18 protein-coding genes are annotated in these 22,063 nt (G+C 70.6%); 13 read left to right on the forward strand and 5 right to left on the reverse strand.

Annotated elements, in window-relative coordinates; all coding sequences use genetic code 11:
• The first annotated feature begins 221 nt into the window (after positions 1-221).
• Both ACTOQ3_RS39170 and ACTOQ3_RS39175 read left to right on the forward strand, forming a co-directional pair.
• A complete protein-coding gene (locus tag ACTOQ3_RS39170) occupies positions 222-1,259 on the forward strand; it encodes a LacI family DNA-binding transcriptional regulator (protein WP_440088790.1) in 1,038 nt (345 codons plus the stop codon).
• 115 nt (positions 1,260-1,374) lie between these two features.
• Entirely contained in the window at positions 1,375-3,597 is a 2,223-nt protein-coding gene (locus ACTOQ3_RS39175; RefSeq protein WP_440088791.1) for a cellulose binding domain-containing protein, read from the forward strand.
• Positions 3,598-4,407: 810 nt separating this feature from the next.
• Here ACTOQ3_RS39175 and ACTOQ3_RS39180 read toward each other — a convergent pair.
• A complete protein-coding gene (locus tag ACTOQ3_RS39180) occupies positions 4,408-5,469 on the reverse strand; it encodes a hypothetical protein (RefSeq protein WP_440088792.1) in 1,062 nt (353 codons plus the stop codon).
• Between the two features lie 259 nt (positions 5,470-5,728).
• Between ACTOQ3_RS39180 and ACTOQ3_RS39185 the strand changes: the two genes are divergently transcribed.
• The 4 genes from ACTOQ3_RS39185 (at position 5,729) to ACTOQ3_RS39200 (ending at position 8,817) form a co-directional block, all read left to right on the forward strand.
• On the forward strand, positions 5,729-7,015 hold the full coding sequence (locus ACTOQ3_RS39185) for a sensor histidine kinase (RefSeq protein ID WP_440088793.1): 1,287 nt from the start codon (positions 5,729-5,731) through the stop codon (positions 7,013-7,015).
• Between the two features lie 208 nt (positions 7,016-7,223).
• Positions 7,224-7,979, forward strand: a complete 756-nt coding sequence (locus ACTOQ3_RS39190; protein ID WP_440088794.1) for a response regulator transcription factor — start codon at positions 7,224-7,226, stop codon at positions 7,977-7,979.
• Between the two features lie 95 nt (positions 7,980-8,074).
• On the forward strand, positions 8,075-8,269 hold the full coding sequence (locus tag ACTOQ3_RS39195; protein WP_440088796.1) for a hypothetical protein: 195 nt from the start codon (positions 8,075-8,077) through the stop codon (positions 8,267-8,269).
• A 23-nt stretch (positions 8,270-8,292) separates the two neighbouring features.
• Positions 8,293-8,817 (forward strand): GNAT family N-acetyltransferase, encoded by a 525-nt coding sequence (locus ACTOQ3_RS39200; protein ID WP_440088797.1) that lies wholly within the window; start codon positions 8,293-8,295, stop codon positions 8,815-8,817.
• 86 nt (positions 8,818-8,903) lie between these two features.
• Here ACTOQ3_RS39200 and ACTOQ3_RS39205 read toward each other — a convergent pair whose 3' ends face one another.
• The 3 genes from ACTOQ3_RS39205 to ACTOQ3_RS39215 form a co-directional block, all read right to left on the reverse strand.
• The gene (locus ACTOQ3_RS39205; RefSeq protein ID WP_440088798.1) at positions 8,904-9,335 is read right to left on the reverse strand and encodes a VOC family protein; all 432 of its coding nucleotides are present in this window, start codon (positions 9,333-9,335) and stop codon (positions 8,904-8,906) included.
• 97 nt (positions 9,336-9,432) lie between these two features.
• Entirely contained in the window at positions 9,433-10,092 is a 660-nt protein-coding gene (locus ACTOQ3_RS39210; protein ID WP_440088799.1) for a DNA alkylation repair protein, read from the reverse strand.
• Between the two features lie 137 nt (positions 10,093-10,229).
• Complete coding sequence (locus ACTOQ3_RS39215; protein ID WP_440088800.1) at positions 10,230-10,688, reverse strand: MarR family winged helix-turn-helix transcriptional regulator; 459 nt, start codon at positions 10,686-10,688, stop codon at positions 10,230-10,232.
• Between the two features lie 91 nt (positions 10,689-10,779).
• On the opposite strand from ACTOQ3_RS39215, the gene ACTOQ3_RS39220 reads away from it, so the two are divergent.
• Positions 10,780-11,340, forward strand: a complete 561-nt coding sequence (locus tag ACTOQ3_RS39220; protein ID WP_440088801.1) for an NADPH-dependent FMN reductase — start codon at positions 10,780-10,782, stop codon at positions 11,338-11,340.
• 268 nt (positions 11,341-11,608) lie between these two features.
• Entirely contained in the window at positions 11,609-12,373 is a 765-nt protein-coding gene (locus ACTOQ3_RS39225; protein ID WP_440088802.1) for an SDR family NAD(P)-dependent oxidoreductase, read from the forward strand.
• Positions 12,374-12,422: 49 nt separating this feature from the next.
• Here ACTOQ3_RS39225 and ACTOQ3_RS39230 read toward each other — a convergent pair whose 3' ends face one another.
• Complete coding sequence (locus tag ACTOQ3_RS39230; protein ID WP_362688915.1) at positions 12,423-13,445, reverse strand: LacI family DNA-binding transcriptional regulator; 1,023 nt, start codon at positions 13,443-13,445, stop codon at positions 12,423-12,425.
• A gap of 204 nt (positions 13,446-13,649) precedes the next feature.
• On the opposite strand from ACTOQ3_RS39230, the gene ACTOQ3_RS39235 reads away from it, so the two are divergent.
• The 5 genes from ACTOQ3_RS39235 to ACTOQ3_RS39255 all read left to right on the forward strand — a co-directional run bounded on the left by ACTOQ3_RS39235 (position 13,650) and on the right by ACTOQ3_RS39255 (position 21,962).
• Positions 13,650-14,924: an ABC transporter substrate-binding protein gene (locus ACTOQ3_RS39235; protein ID WP_440088803.1), complete on the forward strand. Its 1,275-nt coding sequence runs from the start codon at positions 13,650-13,652 to the stop codon at positions 14,922-14,924.
• 132 nt (positions 14,925-15,056) lie between these two features.
• On the forward strand, positions 15,057-16,004 hold the full coding sequence (locus ACTOQ3_RS39240) for a carbohydrate ABC transporter permease (protein WP_440088805.1): 948 nt from the start codon (positions 15,057-15,059) through the stop codon (positions 16,002-16,004).
• Positions 16,001-16,789, forward strand: a complete 789-nt coding sequence (locus ACTOQ3_RS39245; protein WP_440088808.1) for a carbohydrate ABC transporter permease — start codon at positions 16,001-16,003, stop codon at positions 16,787-16,789. Before ACTOQ3_RS39240 ends, ACTOQ3_RS39245 begins: the two co-directional genes overlap by 4 nt.
• Positions 16,782-18,665, forward strand: a complete 1,884-nt coding sequence (locus tag ACTOQ3_RS39250) for a glycoside hydrolase family 127 protein (protein WP_440088810.1) — start codon at positions 16,782-16,784, stop codon at positions 18,663-18,665. The genes ACTOQ3_RS39245 and ACTOQ3_RS39250 overlap by 8 nt, the downstream gene beginning before the upstream one ends.
• A gap of 45 nt (positions 18,666-18,710) precedes the next feature.
• Positions 18,711-21,962 (forward strand): discoidin domain-containing protein, encoded by a 3,252-nt coding sequence (locus ACTOQ3_RS39255; protein ID WP_440088811.1) that lies wholly within the window; start codon positions 18,711-18,713, stop codon positions 21,960-21,962.
• The last annotated feature ends 101 nt before the right edge of the window (positions 21,963-22,063 follow it).

Consider the following 22,063-nt stretch of genomic DNA (forward strand, 5'->3'; position numbering starts at 1 on the left):
GCTTCGTCCTCGAATGAGACCCGGACGGAGAACGCGGACATGAGAAAGAGGGGTGACGGCGACGCACCCCTCTTTCGGCCCCTGTTTCGGTCCTCTTCCGGGGCGCCGTCCAGCCGGTGTCGGGGACTCGGCAGTTTGAACGTTTCATCCCGCGAAGTGGAATTGCCCTTTTTGGGAAAGGATCAGCGCATCAGGGGTATCGATCTCGATATGGTTTCCCGGTGGTCGAGGGGGAAAAGGCGCCCAGGCGCCGCGGGATGCGGTTGGTCGCCGAGGAGGCCGGGGTCTCACTGGCAACGGTGAGCAATGTGTTGAACAGCCCCGACCTCGTGGCCAAGGAGACCCAGCAGCGGGTGCAGGCCGCGATGGACCGGCTGGGTTATGTGCCCAACAACGCCGCCCGCCGGTTGCGCGGAGTGCCGAGTTCGCTGGTCGGCGCTGTCACGCTCGACATGACCAACCCGTTCTTCACCGAGGTCTGCCGCGGCATCGAGGACCGGCTGCTGCAGGACGACTGCATGCTCATGATGTGCAGCACCGACATGCAGCCGGGGCGCGAACAGCACTATCTGCGCGAGCTGGAGAAACACGGCGTCCGCGGCGTGCTGGTCACCCCGGTCGACCTGAGCCTGCGGCCGCTCCTGGCGATGGCCCGGCGCGGAGTCCCGATCGTGCTGGTGGACCACCGAGCCGACCAGGGGAAACTCTGTTCGGTGTCCATGGACAATGTGATGGGCGGACGGCTGGCCGCCGACCACCTGCTCAGGCTGGGACATCGACGGATCGTGGTGCTGTCCGCGTCCGTCGATGTGCAGCAGACGATCGACCGGCGATCCGGCGTCCGGGAGGCCTGCGCCGCCGCCGGGTGCGACCCCGACAAGGTGGTCCTGGACGTACGGGTGCCGGCACCCGACATGACGACGGCCGAGACCGTGCTCGACGACGTGCTGGCCGACCCGGTGCCGCCGACGGCGATCCTGTGCCTGACCGACCTGGCCGCCATGGCCGTGGTGGGCGGCCTGCGTGAACGGGGCGTCGACGTGCCGGGGGACATCTCCGTCGTGGGCTACGACGACCTGGTCTTCGCCGCGCAGATGACACCGTCGCTGACCACGGTCTGGCAGCCCAAGCGGGAACTGGGGCACACCGCGGCCGGGTTGCTGCTGGACGAGACGCGCCCGGGACACCGGCACCGGCGCCTGGTCTACCGTCCCCGCCTGGTCGTGCGTTCATCGACGGCGAGTCCGAAACTTTCATAGGTCAGATGGCCTTTGACGTGAAACGTAACAATTTCCACGTCGTAGGTGTTTGACAGTTCTACCTCGCTGTTTTTACCGTTCGGTCGCCCCCCAACCCCCTTTGATTGGACGGCTGATGAAACGTTTAACCCGCCTGCTGGCGGTCTTAGGCGCGGTCGGACTAGCCGGGACATCCGTCCTGGCCTCGTCCGCTTCGGCGGCGGTGGCGTGCCGGGTCGACTATGCGATCACCAACCAGTGGCAGGGCGGCTTCGGCGCCAACGTGACGATCAACAACCTCGGCGACGCCGTGAACGGCTGGCGGCTGACGTGGTCGTTCGGCGTCGGGCAGACCGTCACCCAGGCGTGGAATGCCACGGTCACCGCGAGCGGCTCGAACGTGACGGCGACAGACGCCGGCCACAACGCGGCGATCCCGCCCGGCGGCACCGCGACGTTCGGTTTCAACGGTTCGTGGGCCGGCGACAACCCGGTCCCCTCGTCATTCGTGTTGAACGGGACGACCTGCACGGGCACCGGGCCCACACCCACTCCCACACCGACACCCACACCGACACCCACACCGACACCGACACCGACACCGACGGTGATCCCCGGTGACGCCAAGCAGGTCGAGGACCTCGACCGCGGCGTCATCAGCGTCCGGTCCGGCGGCGGCAACCTGGTGTCGTGGCGGCTGCTCGGGACCGAGGCCCGTTCAACGACGTTCAACCTGTACCGGGGGGCGACCCGGATCGCGACGGTCACCGACTCCACCAACCACCTCGACAGCGGGGCCGCGGCGGACGCCTCCTACACGGTGCGGGCGGTCGGCGGCGGCGGCGGCGAGGGCCCGGCTTCGGAGACCTCGCTGCGGTTCGGCAGCGGCTACCTGGACGTGCCGATCACCCCGCCGTCCTCCGGCCACCACGCCAGCGACGCCGCCCCCGCCGACCTGGACGGCGACGGCCGCATGGACATCGTGCTGAAGTGGGAGGCCAACAACTCCAAGGACAACTCCCAGTCCGGCACCACCGACCCGGTCTACATCGACGGCGTCAAGCTGGACGGCACCCGGCTGTGGCGGATCAACCTGGGTCGTAACATCCGGGCCGGGGCGCACTACACCCAGTTCCAGGCCTACGACTACGACGGCGACGGCAAGGCCGAGGTCGCGATGAAGACCGCCGACGGCACCGTCGACGGCCGCGGCACCGTGATCGGCAGCGCGAGCGCCGACCACCGCAACTCCGGCGGCTACATCCTCACCGGGCCGGAGTACCTGACCATGTTCAACGGCCAGACCGGCGCCGCGATGTCCACGGTGAACTACGACCCGCCGCGCGGCAACGTCGGCTCCTGGGGCGACACCTACGGCAACCGCGTCGACCGGTTCCTGGCCGGCACCGCCTACCTGGACGGCCAGCGGCCCAGCCTGATCATGGCCCGCGGCTACTACACCCGCGCGGTCATCGCGGCCTGGGACTTCCGCAACGGCTCCCTCACCAAGCGGTGGACCTTCGACTCCAACGCCTCCGGCAACGGCTCCTACGCCGGTCAGGGCAACCACTCCCTGACCGTGGGCGACGTCGACGCCGACGGCAGGGACGAGATCCTGTACGGCGCCGCCGCCATCGACGACAACGGCCGCGGCCTGTGGAACGTCGGCTGGGGCCACGGCGACGCCGCCCACCTGGGTGATCTCGTCCCGAGCCGGCCAGGCATGGAGTACGTGAAGATCTCCGAATCGGCCGGGCGCCCCGGCCTGTACATGGTCGACGCCCGCAACGGGGCGAGGCTGTGGCAGACCGGCTCGGGCTCGGGCTCGGACGGCGAGGGCCCCGGGCGCGGGGTGTCCGCCGACATCTACGCGGGCAGCCCCGGCGCCGAGTCCTGGGCGGCGGGCGCCGGCCAGAACGGCCTGCGCAACACCGCGGGCACGGTCGTCGGCCGCCAGCCCTCCTCGGCCAACTTCCTGGCCTGGTGGGACGCCGACCCGGTCCGCGAGCTGCTGGACCAGACCCGGATCGACAAGTACGGCACCGGCGGCGAGACCCGGTTGCTGACCGCCTCCGGGGTGCACTCCAACAACGGCACCAAGGCCACCCCGTCCCTGTCGGGCGACATCCTCGGCGACTGGCGCGAGGAGGTCATCTGGCCCACCACCGACAACCGGGCCCTGCGGATCTACTCCACGCCGACCGCGACCACCACGAAGATCCACACGCTGCTGCACGACCCGCAGTACCGGGTGGCCCTGGCCTGGCAGAACACCGCCTACAACCAGCCGCCCCACCCGAGCTTCTTCATCGGCGACGGCATGGCCACCCCGCCCCAGCCCAAGGTCTACCTCCGGTAGGAACCGGCACCGGGAAATTCAGGCCTGATCTTCCCGGCGCCGTCCGACGGGCGCCCCCTCCCGGTGGAGAGGGGGCGCCCGAAACGGCGGGCGTAGGGCCGCAGGCCGACCGAGACGTCCTCCCTGTCGCGCAGCAGCGCACCCGGCGGTCAGCGCGGTGAACGCGGTGACCAGGGGCAGCGCAGCACGCCCAGCAGGAGCGACTCCGACAGCAAGGTGAGACGCGGTGACGGCGGCCAGGAGGCCGGTCGCGAGCGTGGCGGCCAAGACCTTGCGGATGCGCATTTCGCCTCCAGTAGGTAAGCGCTTTCCTCCATCCCATGACGGTGGGGGGTACTGATGGGTCGGTTCTCGCTGCAGCGCTGGAACCAGAACGTGGTGTCCCAGGCCTCGTTGAGCGATTGACAGCGCTCACATGACCACCCGCGGAAAGCTTCGGCGGAGGTGTTTTTCAATGCGGGCGGCAAGGGCCGCGGGCCGGCCGTCGCATGCCGCGGGCCCGCGCTGACGCCGGCACGGGCGACGCCGGGCCGCCGCCGGAAAGAAGAACGTTTCAACGAACGGCGGGTGTGGCACCTGGCCGCCCGCACGGTTCGAGCCCCGGGCCGGGCGGAAGATCCCCGGTTTGGAGACTTGACGAGCGAGCGTCTTCCTCCCCGCACCTCCAGGAGACGGGAAACCGTCGCACGCACCGGCAGCCGGTGCCGTGACCCGCGTCCTGTTCTTCGGCAACGTGCGGGCGCGAGGCCGGCGTACGGGGCGCCGCGCGGGAGCGCGGAGGGCCGGCGTGGTGGCGGACGACGCGTCCCGTCACGGTCGGGCCGTCCTGGTCCCGCGCAGGCGCCGTGCGGCGAGGGCGAGGATCACGACGGCGATCAGCGTGAACACCGCGTTGCCGACACGGGCGATGACCGGATCGGTCGTGCCGACGATGGGCGTCAGGAAGAAGCTCGCCCACGCGTAGGCGACGACGGCCCCCGACGCGGCGGCGAAGACCTGTGACGGTCCCCACTCTCGTCGCCGGCCGTACCACCAGAGCGCGGCCACCGCCACGATCTCGGCCGACAGGCAGACGACGACGCTCACCCAGCCGTGCAGGTGATGAGCGCTCTGCCGGACGACGCTCGTCACCACCAGCGAGCCGGTGAAGACGAGCAGGGGCGACGGGACGGAGCCGGGCAGGCCAGAGGACGTGGCGTCCGGCCGGATGGCGAAGGCGGCGACGACGAGCACCACGGCGGCGACCGCCGTCGCGGTCATCTGGTGCGCGGAGGGCCGGAACACCGGCGCCCCGGGGGTCGTCCCCGCCGCGTAGAACGCCCCGGCCCAGTAGAGCGCGACGGTGAGCAGGAACACGACGGACGTGACGACCAGGCCGCGAGTGCGCAGCCACGGCACCCGCGCCCGGCTCGGGAACAGGGTCTCGGCGAGCGCGATCGGCGCGCAGACGCTCCAGATGACGTGCAGCGACAGCACGTAGACCGTCCATTTCGCCCCCATGCCCAGGAAGGGCAGGGGTGATTCGTCGAGCAGGCGGTGTCCGGCGAAGTCCGGGTTGAACAGGGACATCGTGGCGAAGCCCTCTTCCAGCACGCCGTAGGCCCCGGCCAGCAACGCGATGGCGGGCCAGCCCCGGCCGGTGCGCCGCGCGAGCTCACGGACGAGCAGTGCCCCGCAGCCGTACAGCGGGACGAAGACCGCCACGATGCCCACGCTGGGCAACGCGACGTCGCCGAGCAGCAACTCCGCCACGAACGGCGCGAGCAGCAGCAGGGAGACGATGGGTGCCCATCGCCGCCACCTCGACTCCGGCCGGTCTCCGGCGGGTCCGGGGTGCGGGACGGGATCGGACGGGTGCGTGTTCTTCCACATGCCGATGTCCTTGTGAGGGGAGGTTCACGGCAATGAAGACGGCGGCTCAACCTGCGCGCGACCGCGACCGGAGGCCACCGGCATCGGCACGTTGACCTGCCGAATCGCCGTACGGACGATGAACAATCTATCGGCCGGCAGCCCTCCGGCCCCGGCAACCGGGTTGCGTTGTACGTCGCCGATGTTGTCTGTTCGACGGCCCGGCTCCCGGCCGCCGCCACGAGGTGACGGCGTCTCCTGACGGGGAAGGTGCGCGGTCATGACGTCACGATCGGCACTCGCCCGCGACCGGGATCCCGGGCGGGCAGGGCACGCCGTGGTGTTCGCCGTCGTCGTCGCCTACGCGTGCCTGCAGGTGCTGCTCTACGCCGGGGCGCAACGGACCTCGGGAGCGCTGGGACCGGCGGCCGAGCTGGTGTTCAACCTCGTCGTCGACGGGCTCCTGCTGCTCATGCCGAGCCGCCCGCGGACGGTCGGCGTTCTCGTCGTCCTCGGCGCGGTGATCGCGCAGGTCGCCGCTCTGGCCGCACCCGGGCTGCTGACCGCCACCGACGCGCTCTTCGCGGGCCCGGTGCCGCTGGCGACGCCCGTCGCGGTGTGGATCCTGGCCTACCTGCGGCCCACGCCTACGGCGTTCGCCTGCGTCGGCGCGCTGGCACTGCTGAACGTCCAGCCGTGGGCACCGACCTGGACGGGCCTCTACGTCGGTGCGGTCTACACCGTGCTGCCCGCCGTGGTCGCGATGTACCTGCGGGCGCGGGCGCGACTGCTGCACTCGCTGCGCGAGCGGGTCGAGATCGCCGAACGTGAAAGGCATCTGCTCAACGAGAGGGCCATCGCGGCCGAACGCCGGCACCTGGCCGCCGAGATGCACGACGTCGTCACCCATCACGTCACCGAGATCGTCCTGCACGCCGGGGCCCTGCGGACGTCCACCGAGGACGAGGCCGTCAAGGCCGCGGCACGGCGGATCGGGGATCTCGGCTCCCGGACCATGGTCGAGCTGCGGGATCTCCTCGGCGTCATGCGGAGCGGCGAGCGGGTCACACCGGCGTGGAGGACGGACGACCAGGACGGCCGTCGGACGGCACCACGGAGCACGGACGACCGCGGCGGCGACCTGGCCGAGCTGACCGCCACCGCCGGGGCGTCGCTGCGCGTCGGCGGCGATCCCGGCACGGCGTCCCCCGTGATCTCACGTGCCGCGTACCGGGTGGTGCAGGAGGCGCTGACCAACGTCCGCAAACACGCCCCGGGCGCCCGCGCGACCGTCGACCTGCGATACCGTCCCGAGGCGGTGAGCATCGAAATCCTCAACACCGCGCCCACCGCGCCCACCGACCCGTCACTGGTGGCCAGCGGATCGCGGGTGGGGCTGGCCGGCCTGCGCCGCCGGGTGGACCTGCTCGGCGGCACCCTGCGGAGCGGGCCCACCGAGCAGGGCGGGTATCTGGTCACGGCGAGCCTCCCGGCGTCCGTCCCGGCCGAGGACCACCGTGAACGACCGGCTCCTTCGGACCCGCCTTCGCCGCGAGCCCCCGCGTGAACGACAGGTTCCCGCACGACCACTCGCGCCGCGGGCTCCCGCCCGAGCGACGGGTTCCCGCGGGCTCACGTGCGTCGCGGTCCTCGCCTGAACGACGGGTTCCCGCGGGCGCACCTCTGCCACGGACCCCCGCCCGGGCGACGGGCTCGGCCGGGCCCGCCTCGTCGCGTCCAGCGCGGCGACCAGTGCGGATGTATACGCTTGGGACATGACCACCCCCCGGTGGACCGAACCGCCGAACGACGTCGGTCAGGCCGGCGGCACCGGCCCGTCGTCGGCGATCAGGGTCCTGCTCGTCGACGACGACCCGATGGTCCTCGGCCATCTGCGGACCATCCTGGGCTCGACCACGGAGATCGACGTCGTCGGCGTGGCGTACGACGGCGCCGAGGCCGTCGAAGGGGTGCTGCGCACCCGCCCCGACGTGGTGCTGATGGACATCAGGATGCCCGGTGTCGACGGTGTCACCGCCACCAAGGAGATCAGCCGGTTGCCCGGCCCGCCCGCCGTCGTGGCGCTGACCACCTTCGACTCGGACGCCCATGTGCTGGGCGCGCTGGAAGCGGGCGCGATCGGCTTCCTGTCGAAGACGACGCCCCCCGAAGACCTGCTCGGCCTGATCAAGGTCGCCGCGAGCGGGCACAGCGTGCTGTCGCCCGGCGCCGCGCGACGCCTGCTGGACCGGTCGGCCCGCGCGGCGGACGACCGGGACGCCGCGCGAAACAGGATCGCCGTGCTGAACGATCGGGAGCGCCGGCTGTTGAGCCTGGTCGGGCGGGGCCTGACGAACCGGGAGATCGCCGCGGACCGCTTCCTCTCCGAGACGACGGTCAAGAGCTACGTCTCCAGGCTGTTGGCCAAGCTCGGCCTGGCCAACCGGGCCAACGCGGTGCTGCTCGCGCACGAGGCCGGCCTGGTGGACGACCCCGGCGCGGAGGGCGGTCCGTCTCCTGGACGACGGTGATCCCCTGCCCGCCCTCCCCGGATGGCGTCGGCTCTTCTCCCGATCATCGGTGCGTGCCGCAGGAAGATCCGCTGTCGCACGCATCGGTTGCCGATATGATCCTGATGCTCGACAGCGCGACCGTCGTCCGGTTCCTCCTCGCCGCGGACCTGCGGCTTTCAGCGGTCCCCGTCCTCCTTGGCGGCGGGCACCGGTTCCCGCCCGAGGGGGTCTCCTCCGGCTGGTCGCCGGTGTCGTCCACCGCCAGGCCCCACGGGGCGATCACCGTCCACCACCGCCGAGCCCGCTGAGCCGATCGTCAGGAAGCACTGACATGACCACCGCCACGAACGCCACCTGGATCACTCGAACCGAGACCGACGCCGACCTCGCCGCGATCCGCGCGGTCAACCTCGCCGCCTTTCCCACCCCGGAAGAGGCCGACCTGGTGGAGGCTCTGCGTGCCGACCCCGCAGCGTGGCTTCCCTGCCTGTCCTGGCTCGCCCAGGCCCCCGACGGGACCGTCGCCGGATTCGCGCTGCTCACCCGGTGCCATGTCGGCGATGTCCCCGCCCTCGCCCTGGGGCCGTGCGCCGTCTTGCCCGATCACCAAAGGCGGGGTGCCGGTTCGGCCGCCATCCGCGCCGCCCTGCGAGCCGCCCGTGACCAGGGCGAGAACCTCGTGCTCGTCCTCGGCCACGCCGAGTACTATCCCCGCTTCGGCTTCACCCCGGCCTCGGGTCATGCCATCCGGGCGCCGTTCGACGTCTCCGACGAGCACATGATGGCGCTCGTCTTCGATCCCGAGCGCCCGGTCCCCGCAGGCGTCATCCGCTACCCGGCGGCGTTCGGCGTCTAGCCTCCGGACGGCCCTCCCGCCAGGGCGGGGGCTGTCCACGGCCGGTCACGGCGTGGACGCCCGCGCCGGCTCCCCGGTGTTCGCCGTCAGAAGGCGAAGATCTGGGAGTCGTCGGCGAATGCCTTGAACTCCAGGGCGTTTCCCGCCGGGTCGAGCAGGAACATCGTCCACTGCTCGCCGGTCTGCCCCTCGAAGCGGACATAGGGCTCGATGACGAATTCGGTACCGGCCGTGCGCAGCCGGTCGGCGAGCGCACGGAACTCCGGGATCGTCAGGATCAGGCCGAAGTGCGGCACCGGGACGTCATGGCCGTCGACGGGGTTGTGCACGCGCCGCGCGCGGCCGGGTGCCAGGTGCGTGACGAACTGGTGACCGCGCAGGTTCCAGTCCACCCAGGTGTCCGCGCTGCGGCCCTGCTCCAGGCCCAGCACCTCGCCGTAGAAGTGGCGCGCGGCGGGCAGGTCGTCGACCGGCACGGCCAGATGGAACCTGGGGATCGGGGAATCGAGAACGGTCATGGGCGTGGGCTGCCTTCCTGGACGCGGGCCGGTGGACCACCGGGCCGGAAATCGAAAAGTAACCGCCGGCCTCGATGGGTCTCGTCTTCCTGCCGCGCTACCGGCGCACCATCTCGGTGATCCAGATGGGCGCGAACGGAGACGTGCAACCCGGGGAGGTCGGGTAGTCCTTGAGCACCTCCAGGCGCTCACCGATGTCGATGGCGCGGGCGCGGTGCTCGGCGTGCTCGATCCCGATCTGCGCCAGGCAGTGGTTCATCGCCCACTGCAGGCGATCCGGGGCGTCCTTCATCTCCGCCTCGATGACGTCGAGCAGTCCCGCGAGGTCGAGGACCTCGGGCTTCCTCGCCACGCGTTCGGTGGTCAGCGCCCAGCCGGCACTCTCGACCACCGGATCCGGATCGGCCGACCAGGCCAGGCGCAGCTCTTCGGAGTGCGGGTTCTTCTTCACCACGTAGTTCACGAGCCAGTCGTGCACCTTGGGCGTGCGCGCCTCGCGCACCATGGCGTCCAGCTCGTCACGCTCGAACGCCTTCGGGCGGCAGATCAGGATCGCCAGCAGTCTCGCCGCGCTGTCACCCGTCTCCCAGAGCCGGCACGCGAGTTCCTGCTGCGTCTTCAGCCGCTTCGCGAGCGCGCGCAGCTTGCCGAGGTTCACACCGTGATCGTCGCCGTGTTTCTCGTTCACCTCGCGTATCCGCGGATCCGCGAGCTCGGCCAGCTCGGCCATCACCTCGGCCACCATCGTCTCGGCCACCTCAGCCTTCTGTCCATCGTGTGCGAGACCCAGCCTACGGCGGAAGCCGGCCTCCCGCCGTATCCGCCGGTCCGGCGGCGGCCACCGGCAGGAGATCCCGCGCCCTCGCAGATCCGCGGCGGTTCCCGGCACCCGTGTCAGTCGCTGATCGGGACACGCTGAAGCGCGCGGGCGAGCCGGGCGAGATCGACGCCTTCGAGGTGGTCGAGAAAGTGCCGGCGCACGCTGGCAAGGTTGCTCGGCCACGCCCGCTCCAGGCGGGCGAGGCCGGCTTCGGTGAGAACGGCGCTCCACCCGCGGGCGTCGTTGTCGCACCTGACCCGTTCGATCATGCCCTGACCCTCCAGGCGGGTGACCACGCGGGTCATCCCGCTCAGCGAGAGTTCACAGGCGACCGCGAGCTCGCCCATCCGCATCTGCTTCTGCGGCGTTTCGGACAACCGCATCAGGGCCGTCCACTCGATGAGCGGCAACTGCTGCTCGCGGGTCATGTCGGCGTCGATCGCGCGGGGCAGCGCGTACATCAGGCGAGGCAGCGCACGGATCAGAGCTTCCTCATCGGGAGTCAGGGGCTGCAACGGCCGCGTTGTGGTCATGGACACATCCTATTTGCTTCACGCAGCAAGCACTAGTACTTTCCTTTCTTGACGAAGCAACCATCTACCGTCAGAGAAGTGGAGTACACCGATGACCAAGATCGGGATCATCCTTGGCAGCACCCGCCCCGGACGCAACGGAGAGTCCGTCGCCCGCTGGGTGCACCAGGTCGCCGCCCAGCGGACCGACGCGGAGTTCGAACTCGTCGACCTGCTCGACTACAACCTCCCGCACCTCGACGAGGCGATGCCGCCGTCGATGGGCCAGTACGCCCAGCCGCACACCCTGAGGTGGGCGAACAAGATCGCCTCGTTCGACGGGTTCGTCATCGTGACGCCCGAGTACAACCACTCGACGTCAGGCGCGCTGAAGAACGCCATCGACTTCCTGTACGGCGAGTGGAACAACAAGGCCGTCGGGTTCGTCAGCTACGGCTCGGCCGGCGGCACCCGCGCCGTGGAACATCTGCGCCTGATCGCGGCCGAGCTCCAGATGGCCGACGTGCGGAACCAGGTGGCGCTGTCGCTCTTCACCGACTTCGAGAACTTCAGCGTGTTCAGGCCCAACGACTTCCAGCGCGAGTCGCTCACCGCGATGCTGGGTCAGGTCGTGGCATGGAGCACGGCGCTCGCACCGATGCGCGTTCGCTGAACACCGCCCCCGCGAACCGATCCGACGAGGACGGACATCGCGACCGACGCGTGCGAGCCGTCCGCGTCGGGCGGCACGGACATCGCGAACCTCTCCGCGACGGCACCCATGAACCGCGACCGGGGCCGGTTCAGGGGTGTCGCGACCCCGGTGACGGCGGAGTGCCACCGGCAGCGGGCATCCGCGGGGCCGATCGTGACGGAGGCCGTCCGTCCCGGCCGGCTCACGCGGTCATCACCCGGATGAACCACGAATCAGGAGGATCTCCATGGGAACGCTGGACGGAAAGGTAGTGCTGATCACCGGCACCGCGGGAGGTCAGGGTCGCGTCGCGTCGCTGATCTTCGCAAGAGAGGGCGCGATGGTCGTCGGGTGCGACATCCAGGCCGACGCCAACGACGAGACGGTCGAACTCGTACGTCGCGACGGCGGTGAGATGACGGGCATCGCGCCGGTCGATCTCACCGACCCGGAGCAGGCGCGGCAGGTCGTCGAGGACGCCGTGACCGCCTACGGCGGCCTCGACGTGGTCTACAACAACGCGGCCCTGCAACGTTTCGGCCCGATGCCGGATTTCTCGGTCGACGACTGGCGGGTGGCCATAGCCGGCGAACTCGACATCCCCTTCTTCGTGTCGAAGTTCGCATGGCCGCACCTGGTCCGGCGCGGTGGCGGCGTCATCATCAACATCGCGTCCATGGCCGGAATGATCGCCGGTGAGGTCCCTCCGATGATCGCGCACACCGCGGCGAACGCCGGCGTCATCGGCATGACGCGGCAGCTCGCGCTCGAAGGCGCGCGCCACGGGATCCGCGCGGTGGCGATCAGCCCCGGGCCCGTCCTGACCCCGGCCAGTGACCGCGATCTCGGCGACGACCAGGCGGCCCGGGACGCGGTAACCGGCAAGACGCTCCTCAAGCGGTTCGCCCGGCCCGAGGAGATCGTCGAGGTGGCGGCCTTCCTCGCCTCCGACCGGGCGTCGTACATCACCGGCGCCAACTACCCGGTCGACGGCGGCGCGACCGCCTGGTAGCGCCGCGGGACCCTCGCCCGGAGAAGGAGGCACGCCGCGGGATCCGCGCTCAGTCGCCCGAGGACGCGGTGGAGCCACGGATGATCAGGCGGCAGGGCATGCGGTGCACGCCGGGGGTGGCCCGGCCGTCGATCGCGGCGAACAGGTGCTGGGCGGCGGTGCGGCCCAGGCTCTCCAGGTTCATGTCGATCGTGGTCAGCGGGGGCCTGGTCTCGGTGGCCAGGACCTCCCAGTTGTCGTAGCCGACGACCGCCACGTCGTCCGGGACGCGGCGCCCGCGCTCGCGGGCCGCCTCGACGAACCCGGCGGCGATCTGGTCGCTGCCGCACACCACGGCGTCCAGCTCCGGATCGGCCCGCAACGCGATCTCGGCGGCCTGCCGCCCCCAGCGCTGCGACCACTCCCCGCTCAGCACCTGCCCGCAGGCCAGGGACAGCCCGGCCTCCTCCAGAGCCGAGAGGACGCCCTCGGCCCGGTCCCTGGCGGCCTGGTAGTGGGTGGGTCCGGTGATGTGCGCGATGCGCCGGCGGCCGATCGTCACCATGTGCCGCACGGCGGTGCGGGCTCCCTCCACGTCGTCGGGGACGAACGAGACGTCCTGCGGGTCCTCGGACGGCGCGTAGGCGTAGACCACGGGCAGCGGCAGGTCGCGGCTGATCGACGGGCGCGGGTCGGTGCTCTGCCCCACCACGATGAGGCCGTCGACCCGGCGGGCGAGCAGGGTGCGCAGATGGTGCTGCTCGCGGATGGCGTCGCCGCGGGCGTCGCAGAGCAGAACGGACATCTCGCCCGCGCCGAAGGCGTCCTCGGCGCCCAGGAGCACCGGGATGCCGAAACGACCGACGCTGTCGCTGGTGAGCAGGCCCACGGTGCGGGTCTGGCCGGATATCAGGCCGCGGGCCAGCGCGTTCGGCTGGAAGGCCAGCTTCTCGGCCGCTCGCAGCACCCGTTGCCGGGTCTCCTCGCGGACCTGGGCACGCCCGTTGAGCGCCTTGGAGACGGTCGCGATCGACACGCCGGCCAGCGCGGCCACGTCGGTGATCGTGGCCGCGCGCGACTGCTGAGAACTCATCACTACGAAAACCTTTTCGTTCGAGATGAAATTGTTACCTAGGCACACGTCAGTTGGTTTCTGCAGAAAATAGCCCCGAGGGGCACCTCAGGGCAAGCCGCCGAGCTCATCGCGACTATTGACAGCCTTTCATGTTGCGCTTACGTTTCCGAAAACCTTTTAGGTAGGTTTCGGTGCGTCTCGGGGGATGCAGAGGAGAAGATCATGGAAAGCGGGATACCCCGACGCCGCAGAGGTAAAGCGGCGCTCGCCGTACTGTGCACCGCCGTCCTGTCGGCCGCGTGCGGCCAGGCACAGCCGGCGGCCGACCCGTCGCAGCCGGCCGCCGTCACCATCACCGTGTGGACCAGGGCGGCGACCGAGTCCCACACCAAGGCTCTGGCCGACGCCTACAACGCCTCCCACACGAACAAGGTCAAGGTGACCGCCTACCCCAACGAGGAGTACCCGGCCAAGATCGCCACCGCCGCGGGCGGCAGGAACCTGCCCGACCTGTTCGCCTCCGACGTGGTGTTCGCGCCCAACTACATCTCGCAGGGGCTGTGGCAGGACGTGACCGACAGGTTCGGCGCCCTGCCGTTCAAGGACAAGGTGGCGCCCGCGCACATCAAGGCCGCCACGCAGGACGGCAAGATCTACGCGGTGCCGCACACCGTGGACATCTCCGTGCTGTTCGTCAACAAGGACCTGTACAAGAAGGCCGGGCTCGACCCGGACGAGGCCCCGGCGACGCTCAAGGAGTTCGCCGAGCAGGCCACCACGATCCGTACCAAGCTCGGAGGCAAGACCTACGGCACCTACTTCGGCGGCAACTGCGGCGGCTGCGACGTGTTCACCTTCTGGCCGTCGGTCTGGGCGGGCGGCGGCGAGGTGATGAACCCCGAGGGCACCCGGAGCACGGTCGACGACCCGCAGATGGCAGCGGTCTTCGACGTCTACGCCAAGCTCTACGCCGACGGCGTGGCCGCCCCCGGCTCCAAGGACGAGAACGGCACGACCTGGCTCGGCGCCCTGCAGGCCGGCACCATCGGCGTCGCCCCCGGGCCCTCGGTGTGGCTCGGAATGCTGGAGGAGAAGGGCGTCGACGTCGGCGTCGCGCCCATCCCCGGCGTCGACGGCGGCACGTCCACCTTCGTGGGCGGCGACGTCATCGGGGTCAGCGCGACCAGCGAGCGGGCGGAGGCGGCCTGGGAGTTCCTGTCCTTCACCCTGTCGGACAAGGTCCAGGCCGACCTGCAGGCCAAGAGCAAGTCGACCGTCGCCCGCACCGACCTCACGGCCACCGACCCCAGGGTCCAGGCGATGAACGAGATCATGGCCACCGGCCGGACGCCCTACGCGCTGAAGTTCAACGAGTCCTACAACGACCTCCAGAGCCCCTGGCTCAAGACGCTCCGCGCCGCGCTGTTCGGAACCGACCCGGCCGGGGCGCTCAAGGAGGGCGCCACCGCCATCACCGCCTCTCTGAACCAGCAGTGACACACCGGTCCCGGCCGGTATCCGGCAGGGGCACACCGGTCCCGACGCCCTCCGGGCACTGACCACCGGTCCAGTACGAGCAAGCACGGTGTCCTGGCCGGATCGGCGGCCGGGACACCGGCTGGAGAGAACATGCCAGATCTCCTCGAAACCCGCGCCGTCCCGCGCGAGCGCCTCTCCCTGACCCGCCGCCCTCGCCGCCGTCCCCGGGGGCGTTCGCCCGGCCTGGTCGGGCTCGCCTACGCGGCCCCGGCCGCCCTCGTCGTCGGGCTGTTCTTCCTGCTCCCGCTCGGCCTCGTGGTCTGGATGTCACTGAACAAGTGGCCGCTGCTGGCTCCTCCGACGTTCAACGCGCCCGGCAACTACACGCGTGTCGCCGACAACGCGCTGGTCGCCGACGCGGTGGTTTTCACCCTCAGGTACACCGCCGTCGTCACGGTCCTGCTGTTCGCGATCTCCTTCGGCCTGGCCCTGCTGGTCCAGAACCGGCGCAGGGGGGCGGGCCTGTTCAGGGGCGCCTTCTTCCTGCCGGCCGCCGTCGGCTGGGCCACCGCGACCCTGCTGTTCTTCGGCCTGCTCAGCGACCAGATCGGCCCGCTGAACGACATCCTGACGGCCGTCGGCCTCATCGACGAGCCCGTTTCGTGGACGGCCGGAGACCCCTCCGTCGCCTTCGGCTCCACGGTCACGCTGGTCATCTGGCGCTGGGCCGGGTTCAACATGCTCATCCTGCTCACCGGTCTGCAGGCCATCCCCACCGAGCTCTACGAGGCCGCGAGGGTGGACGGCGCCACGGCGTGGCAGGCGTTCCGCCGCATCACGCTGCCGCTCATGCGGCCGACCATCGCGCTGGTGCTGTGCCTGATGGTCACCGGTTCGATGCTCGGCTTCGAGCAGTTCTACATCCTCACCAGGGGCGGTCCCGGCAACAGCACGACCTCGGTGGTCATGGTCATCGTCCGCGAGGCGTTCATCCGGTTCGACCTGGGGTCGGCGGCCGCCATGTCCGTCCTCATCCTGCTCGCGCTCGTCCTCCTCAACGGGCTCCAGCTCGCCTTCATCCGAAAGAGGAACCCGTGAAACGAGCCGCCCACTATCTCACCGCGGGAATCCTGTCCCTGTTCTTCGTCTATCCGCTCGTGTGGAGCGGCTGGTCCTCGATCCGCCTGGGCGACGCCTTCAGCCTCGACAGCTACCGGCGGCTCGCCTCCTACGGGGAGGGCCTGGGCACCTACGTGGTCAACACCGTCGTCCTCGTCACGCTCACCGTGGCCGGGACGCTGGTGGTCGCCACGCTCGCCGGCTACGCCTTCGCGCGCCACCGCTTCCCCGGCAGGGGCGTGCTGTTCGTGCTCATCCTGGCCATCCTCATGGTCCCCTACCCCACCATTCTCATCCCGCTCTACGTGCTGCTCGGCTGGCTGGGACTGCAGGACTCGCTGGCCGGCCTCGCCCTCGTGATGATCATGTTCCAGCTGCCGTTCGCGGTGTTCATGATGCGCAACGCGTTCGAGTCGGTGCCCCGCGCGCTGGACGAGGCCGCGATGATAGACGGCTGCGGCAGTTTCGGGGCGCTGGTCCGGGTGCTGCTGCCCGCGGTCGCCCCCGGGCTCGTCACGGTCGGCCTGTTCGCCTTCCTGGCCTCCTGGAACGACTACGTGGCCCCGCTGATCCTGATCAGCTCCAACGACAGGTTCACCCTGCCGGTCGCGGTGGTCAACATGCGGCTGCACGACTTCGGCGCGGTCGACTTCCCGACCATGCAGGCGGGCGTGGTGTTCATGGCGCTGCCCTGCCTCGCCCTCTTCCTCCTCCTCCAGCGTTACTACGTGCGCGGATTCATGTCAGGAGCACTGCGTGGCTAACCCCGTCGTCCCGTCCTCCGGCGTGCTCACCCCGCTCGGGCTCGATGCCGTACGGCTGGATCCCGGCTTCTGGGGGGACCGCCGGACACTCGACCAGGACGTGATCATCGGCCACTGCCTGGAGTGGATGGACAAGCTCGGCTGGATCGGCAACTTCCGCGGCGAGCCGCGCCGGGGCAGGGAGTTCGCCGACTCCGAGGTCTACAAGCTGCTGGAGGCGATGGCCTGGGCCGGCGACCGGCGCTTCGACGAACTGGCCGCGACCGTGGTCGCGGCCCAGGAGCCCGACGGCTACCTCAACACCCGCTGGAGCGGCGACCGCTACCGCGACCTCGAGTGGGGCCACGAGCTGTACTGCGCGGGCCACCTCATCCAGGCGGGCGTCGCCCGCTGGCGGACGGCGGGAGAGCACCCGCTGACCGACGCCGTCCGGCTCGCCGCCGACCAGGTCTGCCGGCGTTTCATGGAGGGCCACGAGGTGTGCGGCCATCCGGAGATCGAGATGGCGCTGGTCGAGCTGTACCGGCTCACCGGCACCGAACGCTACCTGGAGATGGCCCGCCGCTTCGTCGAGCGGCGCGGCCGGCCGGCCCTGGCCGACATCGAGCTCGGCCGCGCCTACTTCCAGGACGACGTCCCGGTGCGGCGGGCCGCCGCCTTCGGCGGGCACGCCGTCCGGGCGATGTACCTGGCCTGCGGCGCGGCCGACGTGGCCGTGGAGACGGGGGACGCGGAACTGCTCGCCGCGATCGAGGCGCAGTGGGAGCACACCGTCGCCCGGCGCACCCACCTGACCGGCGGCATGGGCTCCCGGCACACCGGCGAGTCCTTCGGCGAGGACTTCGAGCTGCCGCCCGACCGTGCCTACGCCGAGACCTGCGCGGGGATCGGCTCGGTCATGCTGGCGCACCGGCTGCTGCTGGCCACCGGCCGCTCCCGCTACGCCGACCAGGCCGAGCGAACCCTCTACAACCTCGTGGCCGCCTCCCCCGCCCTGGACGGCCGCTCCTTCTTCTACGCCAACCCGCTGCACGTCCGTACCCCGGGCCGGGTCACCGAGGACGTCAGCCCCCGCGCGGAGAGCGCGTCGCGCGCTCCCTGGTTCCAGGTCTCCTGCTGCCCGACCAACCTGGCCCGCACGTTCGCCTCCCTGCCCGCCTACGTCGCCACCGCCACCCCGGGCGGGATCCAGATCCACCACCCCACGGCCTGCGAGATCAGCCACGACGGCCTCACCGTGCGCGTGGAGACCCGCTACCCCTGGTCCGGCTCCGTCGCCGTCCGCGTCGTGGAGGCTCCGGCCGGCCCCCGCCACGTCTCGCTCCGCCTCCCCCCGTGGGCCGCCGGTGCCCCGCGCCCCGGAGACACCGTCTCGCGGGGGCCGGAGGACCTGACGCCCGTACGGCGAGGGTCGGCGCTCGTGTTCGGCGAGCGGGTCTGGGCACCCGGCGAGGTGGTCGCGGCCGAGCTGCCCATGGAGGCGCGCTGGGTGCGTCCCGACCCGCGGGTGGACGCGGTGCGCGGCTGCGTGGCCGTCGAGCGCGGCCCCCTCGTCTACTGCGCCGAGTCGCCCCGGGACGAGGTGCGGCTGGCCGAGGTGGTCGTCGACTCCTCACGGCCCCCCGTCGAGCGCACCGGCGGCGAGCCCCGGAGCGGCGCGCCCGGCGACGCCCCGGCCCACGACGGTCCGCTCCACGACGGCGTGGTCCGGGTGGAGGTCCGCGCGTCGCGACGACCGGAAGGTGACAACGGCCGGCCGTACGCAGAGGCCGGCGACACGCCGCGAGAGGAGGAACTCACGCTACGGCTCGTGCCCTACCACCGATGGGGCAACCACGGCCCCGCCACCATGCGCGTCTGGCTTCCCGCCGGCTGAGCGCACCCCCGATCCCACCCCCCAACCCGATCGGATCACCAAGCGATGAGAAGAATCGTCATGGCCCTGCTTCTCTTAGCGGGCTCACTCGCCGCCGCCTCTCCCGCGCACGCCGACCAGACCATCGGATTCCCCACCTTCAGCGGCCCGGCGATCCCGGCCCCGCCGGTCTCGTACACCCCCGGCAACATGATGCAGTCCATCTACAACGCCGAGAGCTCCGGCACCGACTTCTGGATGGACCGGCTGCTGGCCCGCACCGGCAACGACCCGGCGGGCACCTGGCTGATGAGCAGGGGCCGCGCGGTCTTCATGAAGACCCACAACCCCGCGGTGCTCGGCTTCGGCGGCCAGGTGGCGTACTGGGAGAGCATCAGCGACAACAACGCGTACACCGTCGCCGTCACCCCCGGCACCTTCACCGAGCAGGTGAGCCAGCGGCGGCAGGTGCCCAGCCACTGGCGGAGCGTGCACACCAGCGGCTCGGTCACGGTGACCCAGACGAAGTTCGTCACCGACAACAACGTCGCCGTGACGAACCTGTCGATCACCAACGGCGGCAGCGGCTCCGCCACCCTGCAGCTGCGGGCGACCTCGCCCTACGCCACCTCCGGCTCGGGCAGTGAGCTGACCGGGCAGGTCAACGCCCGCAACAACCTCACCACCCTCTACCCGAGGCTCAGCGGCGACGGCTTCAGCGTCTCGGGCGGCGGGCTCAACAGGTCCGTCACCGTCGCGGCCGGGGCGACCGTGACCGCCAAGGTCGTGATGGGCTTCGTCGCCAACGAGATCCCCGAGTCGCTGACGGAGTACAACGCCTACAGGGGGTACTCCAACGCCACCGCGTTCGCGACCCACGTGCGCGCCTACAACCTGTGGTGGGCGCAGAACGTGCCCTACATCGACGTGGCCGAGCCGGCGATCAAGAAGAACGTCTACTACCGCTGGTGGCTGATGCGCTTCAACCACCTCGACGCCGACATCCCCGGCCAGACCTTCCAGTTCCCCACCTCGACCGAGGGCGTGCTGGGCTACAACAACGCCATCGCGCTCACCCAGCCCATGCACATCGACGACCTCAAGTATCTGCGCGACCCGATCTACTCCTACGGCAACTGGCTCAGCGTCGGCCAGACCTCCAAGAACGGCCGCTTTCTCGACAACCCCGGCGACCCGGAGAACTGGTCCAACAGCTACACGCAGTACATCTCCGAGGCGGCCTGGCGCAGCTACCAGATCCACGGCGGCCAGAGCGGCATCGCGGCCAACCTCGCCCGCTACGCCGAGCAGGACGTCAAGGGCCAGCTCGCCTACTACGACCACGACGACAACAAGCTCATCGAGTACGACTGGGGCGCCCTGACCGGCAACGACGCCGACGCCGTCTCCTTCCACTGGAAGAACGGCGACATGGACCGCGCCGAGTCGGCGTACCAGTACAGCGGCGCGCTCGCCGCGGCCCAGGCCTACGAGGCGATCGGCAACACGGCCAAGGCCGGCGAGATGCGCACGCTCGCCACGCAGATCCAGAACGCCATCGTCAACGTGCTGTGGAACCCGAACCGGCAGCTCTTCGAGCACCGGCTGAAGTCGACGAACGAGTGGGTGCCCTGGAAGGAGATCAACAACTACTACCCGTTCGCGGTCGGCGCCGTCCCCAACACCGCCACCTACCGGCAGGCCCTGCGCCTGTACGACAACCCCGCCGAGTACCCGATCTTCCCCTTCTACACGGCCAACCAGGTGGACAAGGCGGCGGCGGCCGCGGCGGGCAACCCGGGCTCGAACAACTTCTCCACCATCAACTCCACCGTGCAGTTCCGGCTGTACTCGTCGGTGCTGCGCAACTACCCCAACGCGTGGATGAACGCGACCGACTACAAGAAGCTGCTGTACTGGAACACCTGGGCCCAGTACGTCAACGGCAACACCTCCTGGCCCGACGCCAACGAGTTCTGGGCCGACTGGAACGGCTCCTCGGTCAACTACCGCTCCTGGATCCACCACAACATCCTGGGCAGCAGCAACTGGACGGTGATCGAGGACGTCGCCGGCCTGCGCCCGCGTAACGACGCGAAGGTGGAGCTGTCGCCGATCAACATCGGCTGGACCCACTTCACCGTCGACAACCTGCGCTACCGCAACGCCGACCTGACCATCGTCTGGGACGACCCGGCCGACGGGGTGGTGCGCTACCCGGGCGTGCCCGAGGGCTACTCCATCTACGTCAACGGCACCCGGACCGCCACCGTCGGCTCCCTGGTGCCCTTCACCTGGGACCCGGCCACCGGCGACGTCACCACCGGCGGCACGGTCACCCACAGCGCCGCCGCCCCCGGCCTGCAGGCCCCCGGCCAGGTGGCGCAGAGCGGCGCCCGGATGGTGGACATGCTCGCCAAGGCGGGCGTCGACCTGACGGCCAACCTGGCCAACCTCGCCGCCGGGGCGACCGCCTCGGCCTCGCACACCGGCTCCGGAAGCAACCTGGCCGGCGCGATCGACGGCCTTCCCACCAACGAGCCGTTCTGGGGGGCGGGCGGCTCCCCCAACGCCCAGGACTGGTACGAGCTGAACCTCGGCTCCGCCAAGACGCTCAACGAGATCCGGCTGCACTTCAAGGACAGCCGCCCGGCCGGCGGCACCTACCGGGCGCCGTCCGCCTACGACGTCCAGTACCACAACGGCAGCTCCTGGGTGAGCGCGCCGGGCCAGGTCAAGACCCCGGCGGCGCCGCGGGCCAACTACAACGTGGTGCGCTTCTCCCCGGTCAGCGCGCAGCGGGTGCGGGTCCTGGCCACCAACGCCTCCGGCGCCAAGACCGGGCTCACCGAGATCAAGATCTACAACCGGGGCGGCGTGCAGCCACCGGCCAACCTCGCGACCTCGGCGACCGCGTCGGCGTCCCACACCTCCGCCTGGGAGAGCGTCGCCGCCCTCAACGACGGCATCGACCCGCCCTCCTCCAACGACACCGTCAACCCCCGCTGGGGCACCTGGCCACAGACCGGCCAGCAGTGGGCCGACCTCACCTGGACCACGGCCAGAACCCTCAACCGCGCCGACGTCTACTTCTTCGACGACGAGGACGGCATCGACATGCCCGCCTCCTGGAAACTGCAGTACTGGAACGGCACCGCCTACGCCGACGTCCCCGGAGCGAGCTCCCACGGCCTGGCCAAGAACCAGTACAACACCGTCACCTTCCCCGCCCTGTCCACCACCCGCCTGCGCGTCCTGCTCACCGCCACCGGAACCAGCTCCGTCGGCCTCCTCGAGGTCAGGGCCTACGGAACCTGACCCCGCCCGTGGGGGCGCAGACCCCCACGGGCGGGGAAGGGCCGGCACGGCACGCCCCCCGGCCGCGCCGGTCTCCCGCCCCGGGTGCCGGCGCGGCCGAC

The organism is Streptosporangium sp. LJ11 (assembly GCF_051918945.1).
Lineage (GTDB): Bacteria > Actinomycetota > Actinomycetes > Streptosporangiales > Streptosporangiaceae > Streptosporangium.